Annotated in this window: 17 protein-coding genes; 10 read left to right on the top strand and 7 right to left on the bottom strand. The window is 64.2% G+C overall.

The annotated features are described in order from the left end of the window. From VOM14_RS15120 to VOM14_RS15110, 3 genes are all read left to right on the top strand, one after another. Positions 1-139 (top strand): hypothetical protein (locus tag VOM14_RS15120; protein ID WP_327629532.1); only part of this gene is annotated, 139 nt, incomplete at its 5' end. Positions 140-382: 243 nt separating this feature from the next. Beyond that, complete coding sequence (locus tag VOM14_RS15115) at positions 383-1,561, top strand: 4-hydroxybenzoate 3-monooxygenase (RefSeq protein ID WP_327629510.1); 1,179 nt, start codon at positions 383-385, stop codon at positions 1,559-1,561. A 154-nt stretch (positions 1,562-1,715) separates the two neighbouring features. Beyond that, a complete protein-coding gene (locus VOM14_RS15110; protein ID WP_327629509.1) occupies positions 1,716-1,970 on the top strand; it encodes a hypothetical protein in 255 nt (84 codons plus the stop codon). Between the two features lie 73 nt (positions 1,971-2,043). Here VOM14_RS15110 and VOM14_RS15105 read toward each other — a convergent pair whose 3' ends face one another. The 3 genes from VOM14_RS15105 to VOM14_RS15095 form a co-directional block, all read right to left on the bottom strand. Further along, positions 2,044-2,307 (bottom strand): hypothetical protein, encoded by a 264-nt coding sequence (locus tag VOM14_RS15105; protein ID WP_327629508.1) that lies wholly within the window; start codon positions 2,305-2,307, stop codon positions 2,044-2,046. Between the two features lie 93 nt (positions 2,308-2,400). Then, complete coding sequence (locus VOM14_RS15100; protein ID WP_327629507.1) at positions 2,401-2,778, bottom strand: hypothetical protein; 378 nt, start codon at positions 2,776-2,778, stop codon at positions 2,401-2,403. Between the two features lie 53 nt (positions 2,779-2,831). Then, positions 2,832-2,960, bottom strand: a complete 129-nt coding sequence (locus tag VOM14_RS15095; RefSeq protein ID WP_327629506.1) for a hypothetical protein — start codon at positions 2,958-2,960, stop codon at positions 2,832-2,834. A gap of 482 nt (positions 2,961-3,442) precedes the next feature. Between VOM14_RS15095 and VOM14_RS15090 the strand changes: the two genes are divergently transcribed. Continuing rightward, positions 3,443-3,997: a cytochrome b gene (locus VOM14_RS15090; protein WP_327629505.1), complete on the top strand. Its 555-nt coding sequence runs from the start codon at positions 3,443-3,445 to the stop codon at positions 3,995-3,997. 171 nt (positions 3,998-4,168) lie between these two features. On the opposite strand, the gene VOM14_RS15085 is transcribed toward VOM14_RS15090, so the two are convergent. Continuing rightward, positions 4,169-4,756 (bottom strand): GNAT family N-acetyltransferase, encoded by a 588-nt coding sequence (locus tag VOM14_RS15085; protein WP_327629504.1) that lies wholly within the window; start codon positions 4,754-4,756, stop codon positions 4,169-4,171. A 166-nt stretch (positions 4,757-4,922) separates the two neighbouring features. After that, on the bottom strand, positions 4,923-6,368 hold the full coding sequence (locus VOM14_RS15080) for an NAD-dependent succinate-semialdehyde dehydrogenase (protein WP_327629503.1): 1,446 nt from the start codon (positions 6,366-6,368) through the stop codon (positions 4,923-4,925). Between the two features lie 353 nt (positions 6,369-6,721). Here VOM14_RS15080 and VOM14_RS15075 point away from each other — a divergent pair, with 353 nt between their 5' ends. The 3 genes from VOM14_RS15075 to VOM14_RS15065 all read left to right on the top strand — a co-directional run bounded on the left by VOM14_RS15075 (position 6,722) and on the right by VOM14_RS15065 (position 8,471). Further along, positions 6,722-6,925 (top strand): cold-shock protein, encoded by a 204-nt coding sequence (locus tag VOM14_RS15075; RefSeq protein WP_006052818.1) that lies wholly within the window; start codon positions 6,722-6,724, stop codon positions 6,923-6,925. Positions 6,926-7,104: 179 nt separating this feature from the next. Beyond that, positions 7,105-7,497 carry a hypothetical protein gene (locus VOM14_RS15070; RefSeq protein WP_327629502.1) on the top strand — a complete coding sequence of 131 codons (393 nt, stop codon included), beginning with the start codon at positions 7,105-7,107 and terminating at the stop codon, positions 7,495-7,497. A gap of 197 nt (positions 7,498-7,694) precedes the next feature. Beyond that, positions 7,695-8,471, top strand: coding sequence for a ProQ/FinO family protein (locus VOM14_RS15065; protein ID WP_327629501.1), 777 nt, complete (start codon positions 7,695-7,697; stop codon positions 8,469-8,471). A gap of 47 nt (positions 8,472-8,518) precedes the next feature. On the opposite strand, the gene VOM14_RS15060 is transcribed toward VOM14_RS15065, so the two are convergent. Then, the gene (locus tag VOM14_RS15060; protein WP_327629500.1) at positions 8,519-9,859 is read right to left on the bottom strand and encodes a TAXI family TRAP transporter solute-binding subunit; all 1,341 of its coding nucleotides are present in this window, start codon (positions 9,857-9,859) and stop codon (positions 8,519-8,521) included. Positions 9,860-10,366: 507 nt separating this feature from the next. On the opposite strand from VOM14_RS15060, the gene VOM14_RS15055 reads away from it, so the two are divergent. Next, positions 10,367-11,113 carry a glucose 1-dehydrogenase gene (locus VOM14_RS15055; RefSeq protein WP_327629499.1) on the top strand — a complete coding sequence of 249 codons (747 nt, stop codon included), beginning with the start codon at positions 10,367-10,369 and terminating at the stop codon, positions 11,111-11,113. 88 nt (positions 11,114-11,201) lie between these two features. Here VOM14_RS15055 and VOM14_RS15050 read toward each other — a convergent pair whose 3' ends face one another. Beyond that, positions 11,202-12,119, bottom strand: coding sequence for a LysR substrate-binding domain-containing protein (locus tag VOM14_RS15050; RefSeq protein ID WP_327629498.1), 918 nt, complete (start codon positions 12,117-12,119; stop codon positions 11,202-11,204). Between the two features lie 119 nt (positions 12,120-12,238). Between VOM14_RS15050 and VOM14_RS15045 the strand changes: the two genes are divergently transcribed. Both VOM14_RS15045 and phnX read left to right on the top strand, forming a co-directional pair. After that, a complete protein-coding gene (locus VOM14_RS15045; RefSeq protein ID WP_327629497.1) occupies positions 12,239-13,468 on the top strand; it encodes a 2-aminoethylphosphonate--pyruvate transaminase in 1,230 nt (409 codons plus the stop codon). A 57-nt stretch (positions 13,469-13,525) separates the two neighbouring features. Then, positions 13,526-14,329, top strand: a complete 804-nt coding sequence (gene phnX, locus VOM14_RS15040; protein ID WP_327629496.1) for a phosphonoacetaldehyde hydrolase — start codon at positions 13,526-13,528, stop codon at positions 14,327-14,329. Positions 14,330-14,334: the final 5 nt, after the last annotated feature.

Below are 14,334 nucleotides of genomic sequence, written 5' to 3'. Positions count from 1 at the left end.
CGCGGACTACAGCTCGATTCTCGTCGGCATTCAGGTGCCGGAAGCCGATAACGCGGAGTTCGACCGCTTTCTGACGACGCTCGGCTATCCGTATTGGGAAGAGACGCAGAATCCGGTTTATCGGTTGTTTCTCGGCTAGCGCGCTCGCTCGGGGTTTACCTTGAGTCGATGCCGCGCGCGTTATCGGGCCGGATAGAGAATGCTCGCGCTGCAAGCGCCGTCAGCCGGGCGTCACGCCGTCCTGATGCCTGCCGACAGCGCCTGAAGCGCACGGGATTTATCTCAAAACGGGATACGACCTATCCGCCCTATCGCGTTGCGCGATAGCGTGGCGAATCGTCACACTGAGCGCAAATCTAACGTCGCACTCAGGAGACACCTCATGCGCACCCAGGTTGGCATCATCGGTGCAGGGCCCGCAGGCCTGCTTCTTTCTCATCTTCTTCACTTGCGCGGTATCGAGTCGGTCGTGCTCGAAACGCGCACACGCGAGCAGATCGAATCGACCATCCGCGCCGGCGTGCTCGAACAGGGCACGATGGATCTGCTCACCGAAGCCGGCGTCGGCGCGCGCATGAAGGCGGAGGGCGCGCTGCATCACGGCTTTGAACTCGCGTTCGAAGGCAAGCGTCGCCGTATCGATCTCACCGGACTCACCGGACATTCGATCACCGTGTATGCGCAACACGAGGTCATCAAGGATCTGGTCGCGGCGCGCATGGCGGCCAATGGCGCGCTGCGCTTCGGCGTGTCGGAGACGTCGCTGCACGGGATCGATACCGACAAGCCGTCGATCCGCTATCGCCACGAAGGCGAAGCTCACGAGCTGCAATGCGACTTCGTGATCGGCTGCGACGGCTCGCAAGGCGTGTCGCGCGCATCGATTCCGCAGGCGCTGCGCCGCGACTTCGAACGCGTGTACCCGTTCGGATGGTTCGGTATCCTATGCGAAGGGCCGCCGTCGTCGGACGAACTGATTTACGCGCGCCATGAGCGCGGCTTTGCCCTGGTCAGCACGCGCTCGGCGAACGTGCAGCGCATGTATTTCCAGTGCGATCCGAAGGATTCCGTCGACAACTGGTCCGACGATCGCATCTGGGCGGAACTGCACGCACGTGTCGATTCGCACGACGGCCAGCATGTCGTGGACGGCAAGATCTTCCAGAAGAACATTGTCGGCATGCGCAGTTTCGTGTCGGCCACGATGCAACACGGCCGGCTCTTTCTCGCGGGCGATGCCGCGCATATCGTGCCGCCGACCGGCGCGAAAGGCATGAATCTCGCCGTCGCCGATGTGCGCATTCTCACGAAAGCGCTCGACGCGTTTTACGTCGAGAATCGCACGGACCTGCTCGACAGTTATAGCGAAACGGCGCTCAAGCGTATCTGGCGCGCCGAACATTTCTCGTACTGGATGACGAGCATGATGCACCGTATCGAAGGCGCGTCGGCGTTCGAGCAGCAGCTTCAGGTGGCCGAACTGGAATACGTGACGACGTCGCGTTCAGCGGCCACCGTGATGGCGGAAAACTACGTCGGCGTGGCGGTGCCGCAGGTTTGAACGCGGGGCGCAATCGCGTTGGATTGTCGGTTCGGCAGCAACAGTGAATTCAGGTTTGGCGGATTTATCGACATCGGGGACGCACCTACACTGCCTTCATCGCTGTGAGCAAGCGCGCTCGCAGCGCACATGAAGGCATACCGGAGGTACTCAGATGAAATCGCTCATTCAGGCTGTTGCTGTGGCGCTCGTGCTCGGCGCGCCGATTGCATCCTTCGCGCAGGCGGCGCCTCAACAGGCGGCGGCGCAAGATACGCAAGCGGTACAGACGCAAGCGGCCGGTCAGCAAGCAGCGGCGCAAACCGGTCACGGCGGCTATGGTTCGAACGGCCACGGAAGCTGGCAAGCGGGTCGCGGCAGCGACACCACGGTCAGCGCGTATTCGCCGCCGATCCACAACGCCCGCTAGGCTTCTTTTTGGAACGTTTTCTCAAACGAAGCGCGCGGCGCAACTGGCGTCGCGCGCTTTTCTTTTCGGCGCGCTAGAGCACGTTGCCTTGCGGCACGCGCAAGAAGGTCATTTCGTTGCGAAGCAGGGCGAGCAGATCGTCGTCGGAGGGACGCGTGCCCCAATGCCGCGCGCCCGCCACCGACGCAATCGCGATCCACGAATGCGGTGGAAACCATTCGCGAAGCAGCGCGCCGTCCTGGCGCAAACACAACTGGCCGGTCTGTTCGCTGTATTCAGCGCAGATCACCGTACCGTCGACCTCCGCGATGACTCGCCGTGGATCAATGCGTACCAAGATGTCGCTCCTGCAAAAGGGTCGCGCGAGCGCAATTGCGAACGCGAGCGGCGCGGCATCGCCGTCTTGAACGGAAGAGCCGCGCTGCGTGCATCAATGGTCGTGATCGCCGTGGTCGCCGTGACCGCCGCGGCCGTGCCAATCGTCGTGGCCGTGCCAGTCGCCGCGCGGACCGCGGGCGTCGTGCCACTCGCGTTCATGATGGCGCTCTTCCCACTCGCGGCGCTCCCAATAGCGGTGGCCATCGTAATAACGCTCGCCATACCAGCCAGGACTCACGACGACCACCGGCGGGGGCGGCGCATACACGGGCGGCGGAGGCGGCGCGTAGACCGGCTCGGGTGCATACGCGACACCGGGGACGCCGATGTTCACACCCACATCGACGTGCGCGAGTGCAACCGACGATGCGCCGATCCCCAGACCTGCGACGATTGCCATCGAGACAAAACGGGTTCGTGATTTATTCATATTCATTCCCATATTTTTATGATTGAGCGAGGACGCCCGGGCGCAAGCGGCAATCAATAACGATCGTGGTGGTAATAGTGATCGTGATCGTGATAACCGCCGCCATCGGGCACCACGATGCAGCCGCTCAATGCGGCGCCGAGCGTTGCGGCAAGCATGGCCAGCGCGAGAATTCGTTTCATGACAGTGCTCCTCTTTTCTGTTGATCGAACTCTACTGAGCGGCCGCATTACCGGTGTGTTTGTATGTAACAGGACGTGTCGATCGCGTTTCGCCGATGCGCGACGCGCTGTGCGCGCGGGCACGGGCGCGTGGAGATGAAGGGGGCGATGGCAAGGCCGTCCGCGAGACGGGCAAGCTGTTGAGCCTGCAACGAAAACGCTGTGTGTTCGCGCACGCGGCAACGCGCGGTGGCTTGGCCGCGTCGCCTGACCGGCTTCGGAAAGCGGCTCGCGAGAAGCGCGGCAAGGCGTATGCCGCGCGGATACATTCGGTTGCAGACTCGCGAATTCTGTCTACCCACGTACAACGCTCGCGCGAGAAAAGGCGCGCGGCGCGCTGTCAGCTTTTCTTAAGATTTGGCCCGTAGCATACTGGCTGCCACGCGGCCGCCGCACGCTGGTCGCGGCATTCCCAACACGCTACGACAACGGCATTCCCTCTTATGAACCTGCAATCCATCGAATCCCATGCGCGCCGCTACGCGGCCGGCTATGACGGCGTCGCAAAGTTTCTTCACTGGCTGGTGGTCGTGCTGATCGTCGCGCAGTTCCTGATCGGCTGGACCATGCCCGACATTCACAAGGGCACGCGGCCAGACGGACTGATCGCGTGGCATCTCGGCGTGGGCGCAACGTTGATCGCGGCGGTTGCGCTGAGAATCGTATGGCGTGTCACGCACCGGCCGGTGCCCGCGTCGCTGTCGCCTTTGCTGAGCATGGTGTCGCATATCACGCACGGTCTGCTGTATCTGGCGCTGATCGTTGTGCCCGTGCTCGGATGGGCGAATGCGTCGTCGCGCGGCTGGTCGGTGAAGTTCCTCGGCGTGCTGCCTTATCCGTCCATTTCGCCGGTCGGCTCGAGCGTCGGTCATGAAATGGGTGACATTCACGGTTGGCTCGCCTGGGTGTTGCTCGTGCTGATCGGGCTGCATGTGGCGGGCGCGCTCTATCATCGCTTCGTTTTGAAGGACGACGTTTTGCAGCGCATGCTGCCGTGAGTGAGCGATGCGCGCGGCTATGGCGGCTTTTGCTTTATAGAGCGCTAGGACAGCAGTAGCAGTACCGCTGTTATCGCGCCGCGCGCCTGCGATCGCCTTCCCGCGCGTGACAGGCGCATGACAAGCGCGTCTTCGGTTGAAGCTGGGACTTGAGCCGAAGCCGAGGCAAATTCAGCCCTCCGTCAGCTTAGCTTCGAGCATCGCCTTCACGTGCGCCCATTCATCGTCGATGATGCTAAAGCGCACCGAGTTGCGCTTGCGTCCGTCCGGCATGATGCGTTCATGACGAACCAAGCCTTCCTCTTTCGCGCCGATGCGCAGAATCGCCGCGCGTGACTTTTCGTTGAGTTCGTCGGTGGTGAACTGAACGCGCACGCATTGCAGCGCTTCGAAGGCGTGGCGCAACAGCAGATATTTCGCCTCTGTATTCACGGCCGAGCGCTGCGCCGATTCGCTCAACCACGTGTGGCCGATTTCGAGCTTGCGATTCACACAATCGATTTTCCAGAACCGCGTGCTGCCGACCACCGTGCCCGCGTCGCGACGCACGATCACGAACGGCATGACCGTGCCCGCGTCGCGTCCGGCCAACGCCGTGCCGATATAGCCGTCGATGGTGTCCGCTCGGGGCACGACCGTGAGCTTCATATTCCACAATTGTCCGTCTGCCGCGGCGGCGAGCAGGGCGTCGGCGTGTTCGCGCCGAAGCGGCCTGAGTTCGACGGTCTTTCCAGTCAGCGTGGGTTGCGCGGGTTGCATGGGTTCAAGGCCGGCTTGGTTGATCACAATAAAAAGCCGCGAGCGGAAACTCGCGGACCCGGCACGACTGGAAACGCTCAAGCGCTGCCTGCTTGATGCCTCAGGCCATGCATCAGGCAATACGTCGGGCCTGACGCCTCATGCCACATGCCTTATGCCTCATGCCTTACGACGACATCACCGTCACGGCCTTCGTAACCAGATAGGCCTCCATGGCTTCCGGGCCGCCTTCCGAACCGTAGCCCGAATCCTTCACGCCGCCGAACGGCATTTCCGGTGTCGGCGTGGCCGGCTGATTGATCCACAGCATGCCGACCTCGAGTTGCTGCGACAGCAGATGCACGTTGCTGAACGACTTCGTGAACGCGTAGCCCGCCAGACCGAACGGCAGACGGTTCGCTTCGGCAATCGCGTCTTCGAGTTTGTCGAAGCCGCGGATCGCGGCGATCGGGCCGAACGGCTCGTTGTTGAACACGTCCGCTTCGAGCGATACGTTCGTCAGGACCGTGGGCGCGAAGAAGTTGCCCGCCGAGCCGACGCGTTCACCGCCGGTCTCGACTTTCGCGCCGGTCTTGCGCGCGTCGTCGAGCACCTTGCTCATCGCCGTCAGGCGGCGGGCGTTGGCGAGCGGCCCGAGGGTCGTGCCTTCGGCGAGACCGTCGCCGAGCTTCAAGCCTTCGGCGTGCTTGACGAGCGCCGCGGCGAATTCCTCGCGGATGCTGTTGTGCACCAGAAAGCGCGTCGGCGAGATGCACACCTGGCCCGCGTTGCGGAACTTCGCGCCGCCGGCCGCCTTGACGGCCAGCGCGACGTCGGCGTCTTCAGCGACGATGACCGGCGCGTGGCCGCCCAGCTCCATGGTGGCGCGCTTCATGTGCGCGCCGGCGAGCGCGGCGAGTTGCTTGCCGACCGGCGTGGAGCCGGTGAACGTAACCTTGCGGATCACCGGGTGCGGAATCAGGTAGCTCGAAATTTCAGCCGGATCGCCGAACACGAGGCCCACGGTGCCGGCCGGCACGCCCGCTTCGACGAAAGCCTGCAGCAGCCCAGCCGGCGACGCCGGAGTTTCTTCCGGCGCCTTCACGAGGAACGAGCAGCCGCTTGCGAGCGCTGCGCTCAGCTTGCGCACGATCTGGTTGACCGGGAAATTCCACGGCGTGAACGCCGCGACCGGGCCGATCGGCTCCTTCAGAACGAGTTGCTGCGCGGCGAGGTTGCGCGACGGCACGACGCGGCCGTAAAGGCGGCGGCCTTCGTCGGCGAACCATTCGATGATGTCCGCCGCGGCCAGCACTTCGACCTTGGCTTCGGCGAACGGCTTGCCCTGTTCCTGGGTCATCAGGCGGCCGATGTCGGCAGCGCGTTCGCGCACGAGTGCAGCGGCTTTGCGCATGATCGCGGCGCGCTCGTGAGCCGGCACCTTGCGCCAGGCTTCGAAGCCGCGTTGAGCCGCTTCGAGCGCGCGGTCGAGGTCGGCGATGCCGGCATGCGCCACCTTGCCGATGGCCTCGCCGGTAGCAGGGTTGATGACGTCGAGCGTCTTGCCGCTGGCGGCATCGCACCATTCGCCGTTGATCAGAAGTCGGGTATCGGTATAGCTCGAAGTTGCCATGCTGGTTCCTGTAAAGGGAAAAACGACAGACTGCGCGCGGTTCGAACGCTCAAATAATGAGCCGAATGCGCGCGGCCGAGAATGGACTGCCGATAACGAAACATCTTATCTGATTGTGCCGGAACGCACCGGCGGCCGCCCCGGCTCGCGAGGCCGCGGCACGCATTTTGCTCCCTCAAGGTTGGGGGTCGCCGCCTTTAATTGCCATTGACTTTGTTGAGCTTTGCAACGACGGTTAAGAGGCGCGCGCAGCACGCTGCCGAGGCCACGCTTCGTAAAGAGGCGTAAAGTCGAGCAGCGGTCCCCGCCCGCAAACGCAGTACAGTTCAACCAGATGCACACGAGGAATCGACATGCCAACCGGTACAGTGAAGTGGTTCAATGACGCAAAGGGCTTCGGCTTCATTACTCCCGACGACGGCGGTGAAGACCTGTTTGCCCACTTCTCGGAAATTCGCTCCGAGGGCTTCAAGTCGTTGCAGGAAAATCAGAAGGTGAGCTTCGAAGTGAAGCAAGGACCGAAGGGCAAGCAGGCGGCGGATATCAAGCCCATCTAGCGAGAAGCGAAAGGCAGGTCAGAAGGCAGCGAGAAGACAGGCGAAAGGGAAAGCGGCCGGCTCGCGCCCGGAGTGGCATCCGGTGCGCGCAGCCGGCGCGGCTTTTGTGAATCCGGCATCGCGTTTCCGGCATCCTTTCCGGCATCGTTTCCGGCATCACGTGCTCGCGCGAGGTTCATGTGGACAAGCAAAGCGCGTATCAGTCCATCGACGATAACGGCGGCGAAGCCTATGCGCGCTTTTTCGCCGCGCAGAATCCGGATCATCCGCTCACGCCGTACTGTCATCGCTATCTATTCGAAAAGGATCAGGAAGCGCGGGCCGCGCGAACCCATGAGGAGCGTGGCTTCGCATTGAAGTCGCTCGCGCAGATGGAGGCGTCCTCGCACGTCGCGCAGATCGCGGCGAGCGCGTCGCGCGATGCGGCCAACGCCGCGCACACCTCCGCCAGGGCCGCGCGCCGCTCGGCCTTCTGGACGATGATCGCGGCCATCGCCGCCGCGCTCGGCGTCGCGGTGAATGCGGCGCTCAATCTCGGCTGGCTCGAATGGGCACGGCATGCCGTGCGGTGATGGCGGGCGCGTCGGCGTGGGCATTGGCGTCTGCACCGGCGAGCGGTGCCGGGTAGCTGAAACATCGCGTTAAATGGACGCGCTCTGGACAGATCCCTCGAAGCTGGCGGCGTAAGGCTTGGCGGCCGCGCAACGCCGTCACTAACGTCTTACCGCGCGCTGCTACAATCTCGTCTTTCTCGATTTGGTTGTGCGCTATGGGTTTCGAACAACTCGCTGAACTGAAGAAGCAACTGGCCGCCGCGCGCGCCGCCGCCGCACCTGCGAAGTCCGACGCGAAGTCCGACGCGAAGTCTGGTGCGAAGTCGGATTCACGACGCGACGCCAAGGGCGAGCGCGGCAGCAACCGCGCGGGCGATGCCCGGCGCGAGGGCAAAGACAGCGCGAAGTCCGCCAAGCCCGGCGCGGCTTCTCACGCGAAGTCCGGCACACGGCCTGGCGGCAAGCCGGCCGAGGCCCGCCGCGACCGGCCGCAAGCCGCGCCGGCAGCGGACGCGAAGCCGGTCGACCCGGTGGTGAAGTCGATCGGGCGTCTGCAAAAACGCTTCCCGAACGCGTTCCCGAAAAATCCGGCGCCCAAGCTGCCGCTGAAGGTCGGCATTTTCGAAGACCTCGTCGTGCACGCCAAGGATCTCTCGCTTTCCGAAGCCGAATTGCGCGACGCGATCAAGACGTGGTGTCGTGGCAGCCGCTACTGGAAGAGTCTCGTCGAAGGCGCGGCGCGCGTCGATCTGACGGGCGCCGAGGCGGGCAAGGTCACGGCGCAGGAAGCGGCGGGCGCGCAGCGTTTGCAGGCGCATCGCGCGGCGAAGAGCGCGAAGGCTGCAACGGCTGCAACGGCTGCAACGGCTGGATCGGGCGAAACGCAACAGGAGACGCCGGCTGCCGCTTCCACGGAAGCGTCGCCTGACGACAAAGCTGCTGCGCAATCCGACAACGCGCCGCAGACCGTTCCCACCACGCCCGAGGCCTGAGCAAACCGGCCAGACGACGGTCAGGCCACTCGAAACCGGGTGGCCGCTCAGTGCGCCGCGGCCGTGAGCCGGCTGCGCACGAAGCCGACGTGTTCGCGCAGCACATAGAACGCGTCGGCGTAAGCCAGCGGCATACGCAGGCCATTCAACGACTCCTCGATCTGATCCAGCTCCGCGAAGAGCCGCTTGCGCTCTTCGGCGGTGGCGTGCGCGAGCGCGCCGCGTTCGATGGCGATCAGCGACCCGTAATAGCGATAAATGCGCGACCGCACGCGCCACCGGTATAGCGCCGGAATCACGCGCATCGCGGGAAAGAGCAGCACGGCCATGGGCAACAGCAGCACCAGCGTGCGATCGCCGATGCTCGCGAGCCAGAACGGCAGCGTCCGGTACAGAAAGCTCTTGCCCGTGCGGTAATAGCGTTGCGCGTCTTCGCTGATCTGATATTCATGCGCGACGGGGCTCGGAAACTGCCCCGCGCGTTGCAGCAGGCCGGGCATCCCGTGCACTTCCTGCGCCGCTTCGATCAGCAGATCGGAGATGGCCGGATGCAGATTCGTTCGCGCCACGAGTTCGACAGTCGGACTGACCAGATGCACCGTTTCAGGCGGAATCTTGTGCCGCAAATCCAGCACGCCGGGCGGCAGATCGATCTGATCCAGATACGGAAAAAGGCGCGTGTAGGCGCTGGCTTCGTCGAAATTCATCACCGAAATGCCGGGTACCCGCAGCAGGCGCAGCATCAGGCCGCGTGTCGCCGAGTCGCCACTCAGGATCGCCGCGTCTACCTCGCCGCCGACGAGTTGCGTGGCCGCCTGAAGGCCGTCGCTCGGCACGAGCGTCGTGTCGCCGCCGGGCTCGATGCCGTTGGCGTCGAGCAGCTTCAGCGCAAGGAGGCGCGTGCCGCTGCCTTCGCGGCCCACCGCGATGCGCTTGCCTTCGAGTTCGGACAACTCGGTCAGGCCGCTGCCGCGATAAAACACCACGACCGGAACATAGAAGACGCTGCCGAGCGACATCAGCGACGAAGTATCGAGCCCGTCCGCGACGCCGCCTTGCACGAGCGCGAGGTCGACGTGCTGCTTCGGGTCCAGCAGACGACGCAGGTTCTGCACGGAGCCGTCGGATTCGAGCACCTTCAGCGTGATGCCGTTTTGCGCGAGGATTTTCTTGTACTGGTCGGCGGCGGCGACGAACGAACTGTCGTGTGGACCCGCGCTCAGCGTGATCGTTTTCGGCGGCGCCGGATCGACGAGCCAGACGACGAGCGTGACGACGATCACGACCAGCGCGGCCATGACGACATAAGACAGCGTGTGGTCGCGCCATTCGGCATGCGCGGACTCGCGGGGAAACGGCGGAGGGCGACGCGGAGGCTGCGCTTTCATAGGCATGTCGTGCGGGAGCCGGGATGCGGCATTGTCCACGTTTGAAGGCGGCGTGTGGTCGGGAGTGTGCGCTCCCGGAGGTTGTCGAGTAAAGCGCGCGAGGTTGCCGATATCCGCCGCAAGTCCTTTAATCGATAAGGTAAGCAATCGTTCTTCAGGCAGGGGTCGGTGAACAAGGAAGGCGATCGTGTTATCCGCCGCATTGGATACTTTAGGTGCATTGGCGGTGCTCGTGAGCATCGCCGCCCAGATCGTGCTCCTGCGCAAGCGGTAGTTCGCGCGTGACTTGCGCGGGCGCGGCCCTGCCGGCATCCCCGCCTTACACTTCGCTTGCCGATTGTTCGGCTCACCCGACGTATCAATTCGCCCGTGGCCGCTTTATCCGCGCGGCCGTCGTGCCTACATTTGTGTCCAGTACCAGCGCCGCAGCGTTCCCGCTGAAACGCGTGATGCCGCGAATCTCCGCGACAGCATGCCGGCGCTTAACCAGTTAAAGGACACACGATCATGAGCAAGCTCACAGGCAAGGTTGCGGTTGTAACGGGCGCGTCGAAAGGCATTGGCGCCGCGATTGCGAAGGCGTTGGCCGCGCAAGGCGCGTCGGTGGTGGTGAACTACGCGTCGAGCAAGGCGGGCGCCGACGACGTGGTTGCCGCGATCACCGCCGCCGGCGGCAAGGCGGTCGCCGTGGCGGGCGACGTATCGAAAGCCGCGGACGCGAAAGGCATCGTCGACACGGCGGTGGAGACGTATGGCCGCCTCGACATTCTGGTCAACAACTCGGGCGTGTACGAGTTCGCGCCGATCGAGGACATCACCGAAGAGCACTTCCACCGGCATTTCAATGTGAACGTGCTCGGTCTGCTGCTGACCACGCAGGCGGCGGTCAAGCATCTGGGCGAAGGCGCGAGCATCGTCAACGTGAGTTCGGTGGTGAGCCGCATCACGCCGCCCGGAAGCGCGGTCTATACGGCGACGAAGGGCGCGGTGGACGGCATCACGGGCGTGCTCGCGAAAGAGCTGGGCCCGCGCAAGATCCGCGTGAATTCCGTGAATCCGGGTATGGTCGCGACCGAAGGCACGCACAGCGCGGGCATTATCGGCTCCGACTTCGAATCGTGGGCCGTGAGCACGACGCCGCTGGGCCGCGTCGGCCAGCCTGACGATATCGCCGATGTCGTCGCGTTCCTCGCCTCCGACGATGCGCGTTGGCTCACCGGCGAAAGCCTGATCGCGAGCGGCGGATCGCGTTAAGCGTTAGGCATTAAGCGTGAAGCGTTAAACGTGAAAGCGCGAGCGGCGCGCAGCCGTGCCGCTCGCGCTTTCACTTTCACGTGATTTTTCAGCTCGATCCTTGTGCCGCGTTCATCGGCTCGTTCGTTTCTTCGTTCATCGTTTCGGCCATCGACAACTGAACGGCAAACAGCGCGTCCAGCAGATTCGATCCCGGCCGCTCGGTAAGCCGTGTCAGCGATTCGGTCATCCGCACCTGACAATCGTGCAGCGGAATCATCCTGATCCGCCGCGACTGGTTGAACTCCGCGCGCGCGATCACGCCGACGCCCATTCCCTGAGCCACCGCTTCTTCGAGTGCTTCGCGGCCGTCCACATACATGACCGGCTCGACTTGCAGCGACTCGCGCACCAGTTCGATTTCGAGCAATTGCTGCGTGACCGATTGCGGCTCGCGAAAAATCATCGGCTGCTGCACGAGTTCGCGGTAGCTCAGCTTGCGTTTCTTCGCGACGGGATAGCTCACCGGCACCATCGCGACGAGCGGATCGCGCCGCAACACGCGCGATACGAGCCGGCTGTGAACCTGCGGCGCGGCGGTGATGGCTGCATCGACCGCGCTGGACAGCACGCGCTGCATGCACTCTGCCGCGTTGGCGATGGACAGCGTCACCACGATGCCCGGATGCAGCTTGCGAAATGCGCCGATCAGCGCGACGGCGAGATCGGGCGCGTCCGCGGCGAGCGACAGCGAGCCGGATTCCAGACCGCCCGCCGATTCGAGCAACTGCCGCGCGTCGCGCTCGCAACTGAGCATGTGCCGCGTCACGCTGAAAAGACGCAGCCCGAGTTCGGTGGTCTCGACGCCGCGCGGGCCGCGCTCAAAGAGTTTCACACCGTAATCCTGTTCGAGTCGCCGCACGTGATCCGACACCGCCGGTTGCGAAAGCGACAGCGCCTGCGCCGCTCGCGAAAAGCCGCCGTGTTCGGCGACGGCATGAAACGCCCGCAATTGCGCGTATTGCACGTAAGCCTCCGGTCATCTATAACTTTTTACGATATCAACATCGATTATATCGATTTTACCGATGAACGACTTTTCGGTAGTCTGTGCATTGTCGAAACGAGCAAGACCGGAGATTCCGCATGGAAAGCGCGACGGGCAGTTCCGCGGTGCAGGCAACGGCGGCACAGGCCGCGACGTGCGCGGCGCCGGCCAAAGGCGAGCCGTATCTGCTGACGCCCGGGCCGTTGACCACGGCCTTCGCGACCAAGGAAGCGATGCTGCGCGACTGGGGCTCGTGGGACGGCGATTTCCGCGCGATGACCGCTCAATTGCGCGGCAGCCTGCTCGACATCGCGGGCGACACGGCGGGCGACTACGACTGCGTGCCGCTGCAAGGCAGCGGCAGCTATTGCGTCGAAGCGATGCTGGGCAGCCTTATTCCGCGCGACGGCCACGCGCTCGTGCTGGCCAACGGCGCATACGGCAAGCGCATCGCGACCACGCTGCGCTATCTCGGCCGAGCGCACACGGTGCTCGACAAGGGCGATTACCTGCCGCCGCGCGGCGCGGAAGTCGAACGCATGCTCGACGCCGACGCCAGCATCACGCATGTGGTCGCGGTGCACTGCGAAACCAGTTCGGGCATTCTCAATCCGCTCGAAGAGATCGCGGCCGCAACGGCCGCCAAAGGCCGCAAGCTGTTGATCGATTCCATGAGCGCGTTCGGCGCGGTGCCGCTCGACGTGCGCGAGATCGCCTGCGAGGCGTTCGTGTCGTCGGCGAATAAATGCATCGAGGGCGTGCCTGGCTTCGGCTTCGTGATTGCGCGCAAGAGCGCGTTGCACGAGGCGCGCGGACGCAGTCATTCGCTCGCGCTCGACGTCCACGATCAATGGGACGTGATGAACCGCACAGGGCAGTGGCGCTTCACGCCGCCCACCCACGCGGTCGCGGCGTTTATCGAGGCGCTGCGCCTGCACAAGCTCGAAGGCGGCCAGCCGGCGCGCCTCGCGCGTTACGCGAACAATCGCGACGTGCTGGTCGCGGGCATGCATGAACTCGGCTTCGAGCCGCTTCTGAGCGCGCGCTGGCGCTCGCCGATCATCGTGACGTTTTTCTCGCCGGCGCATCCGTCGTTCGAATTCGAGCGCTTCTATGAACTGATGAAGCAGCAGGGCTTCATCATCTATCCGGGCAAGCTGACGGTGGTGGACAGTTTCCGCATCGGCTGCATCGGTCAGGTGGACGAACCGGTGATGCGCCGCGTCGTCGAGGCATGCGCGGCGTCGTTGCGAACCATGGGCGTCGATCACGCCGCGCCGCCCGCCGCGGCCATCGAGGAGCGCAAGGTGCTCGCCGAGGCGGCATGAAAACACGAACAGTAACAAGCAACACCCGCAACACCCGCAACACTCAACTGGAAGTGCATGAAACACGTTAAGGCAGTGATTTTCGACTGGGCTGGCACGGTGGTCGATTATGGTTCTCTCGCACCGATGGGCGCGTTCGTTGCAACATTCGAGCAGTTCGGCGTACCGATCACCATCGACGAAGCGCGCGGACCGATGGGCATGGCCAAGCGCCCGCATATCGCGGCGCTGATGGCGCTGCCGCGCGTGTCGCGCGCATGGGCCGACAAGTATGGGCAGGCGCCGGGCGAAGCGGACATCGACGCCGTGTACGACGTATTCGTGCCGAAGAACATCGCGGTGGCCGCGAGCTGCAGTTCGGTGATTCCGGGCGTCGCGGACGTAGCGAGCGCCTTGCGCCGCGACGACATCCGCATCGGCTCGACGACCGGCTATACGCGCGAGATCATGGCCGAGATCGTACCGGGCGCGGCGGCGCAGGGCTTCTCGCCGGACAGCATCGTGTGCACCGGCGACACGCCGGAAGGGCGGCCGTCGCCCTACATGATCTACAAGACCTTGCCCGAGCTGGGCGTGTGGCGCGCGAAAGACGCGATCAAGGTCGACGATACGGAAGTCGGCATAGAAGAGGGCATCAACGGCGGCACATGGGCGGTCGGCGTGGCGGTGAGCGGCAACGCGTTCGGCATGGCCGAGGACGACGTCAAGGCGCTCGCGCCCGATGACTTCGCGCGCCGCCGCGAGGCTGCGATCCAGCGATTGCGAGCCGCGGGCGCGCATTATGTGATTGACAGCGTGGCGGCTCTGATGCCGGTCGTGCACGATATCGACGCCCGGCTGGCGCGCGGCGAGCGGCCTTGAGCGCG

Origin of the sequence: Paraburkholderia sp. MPAMCS5 (assembly GCF_036016995.1) — a bacterium.
Classification (GTDB): Bacteria; Pseudomonadota; Gammaproteobacteria; order Burkholderiales; family Burkholderiaceae; genus Paraburkholderia.
Note: the sequence above shows the minus strand (reverse complement) of the source record. Positions and strands in the feature narration are given on the sequence as shown.

Excerpts from the sequence above, each read along its gene's own strand:
- VOM14_RS15090 (WP_327629505.1), top strand. The coding sequence starts at position 3,443 with ATGAACCTGCAATCCATCGAATCCCATGCGCGCCGCTACGCGGCCGGC.
- VOM14_RS15060 (WP_327629500.1), bottom strand. The coding sequence starts at position 9,859 with ATGAAAGCGCAGCCTCCGCGTCGCCCTCCGCCGTTTCCCCGCGAGTCC.
- VOM14_RS15095 (WP_327629506.1), bottom strand. The coding sequence starts at position 2,960 with ATGAAACGAATTCTCGCGCTGGCCATGCTTGCCGCAACGCTCGGCGCC.
- VOM14_RS15065 (WP_327629501.1), top strand. The coding sequence starts at position 7,695 with ATGGGTTTCGAACAACTCGCTGAACTGAAGAAGCAACTGGCCGCCGCG.
- VOM14_RS15045 (WP_327629497.1), top strand. The coding sequence starts at position 12,239 with ATGGAAAGCGCGACGGGCAGTTCCGCGGTGCAGGCAACGGCGGCACAG.
- VOM14_RS15055 (WP_327629499.1), top strand. The coding sequence starts at position 10,367 with ATGAGCAAGCTCACAGGCAAGGTTGCGGTTGTAACGGGCGCGTCGAAA.
- VOM14_RS15085 (WP_327629504.1), bottom strand. The coding sequence starts at position 4,756 with ATGCAACCCGCGCAACCCACGCTGACTGGAAAGACCGTCGAACTCAGG.
- VOM14_RS15110 (WP_327629509.1), top strand. The coding sequence starts at position 1,716 with ATGAAATCGCTCATTCAGGCTGTTGCTGTGGCGCTCGTGCTCGGCGCG.
- VOM14_RS15075 (WP_006052818.1), top strand. The coding sequence starts at position 6,722 with ATGCCAACCGGTACAGTGAAGTGGTTCAATGACGCAAAGGGCTTCGGC.
- VOM14_RS15115 (WP_327629510.1), top strand. The coding sequence starts at position 383 with ATGCGCACCCAGGTTGGCATCATCGGTGCAGGGCCCGCAGGCCTGCTT.
- phnX (WP_327629496.1), top strand. The coding sequence starts at position 13,526 with ATGAAACACGTTAAGGCAGTGATTTTCGACTGGGCTGGCACGGTGGTC.
- VOM14_RS15100 (WP_327629507.1), bottom strand. The coding sequence starts at position 2,778 with ATGAATAAATCACGAACCCGTTTTGTCTCGATGGCAATCGTCGCAGGT.
- VOM14_RS15080 (WP_327629503.1), bottom strand. The coding sequence starts at position 6,368 with ATGGCAACTTCGAGCTATACCGATACCCGACTTCTGATCAACGGCGAA.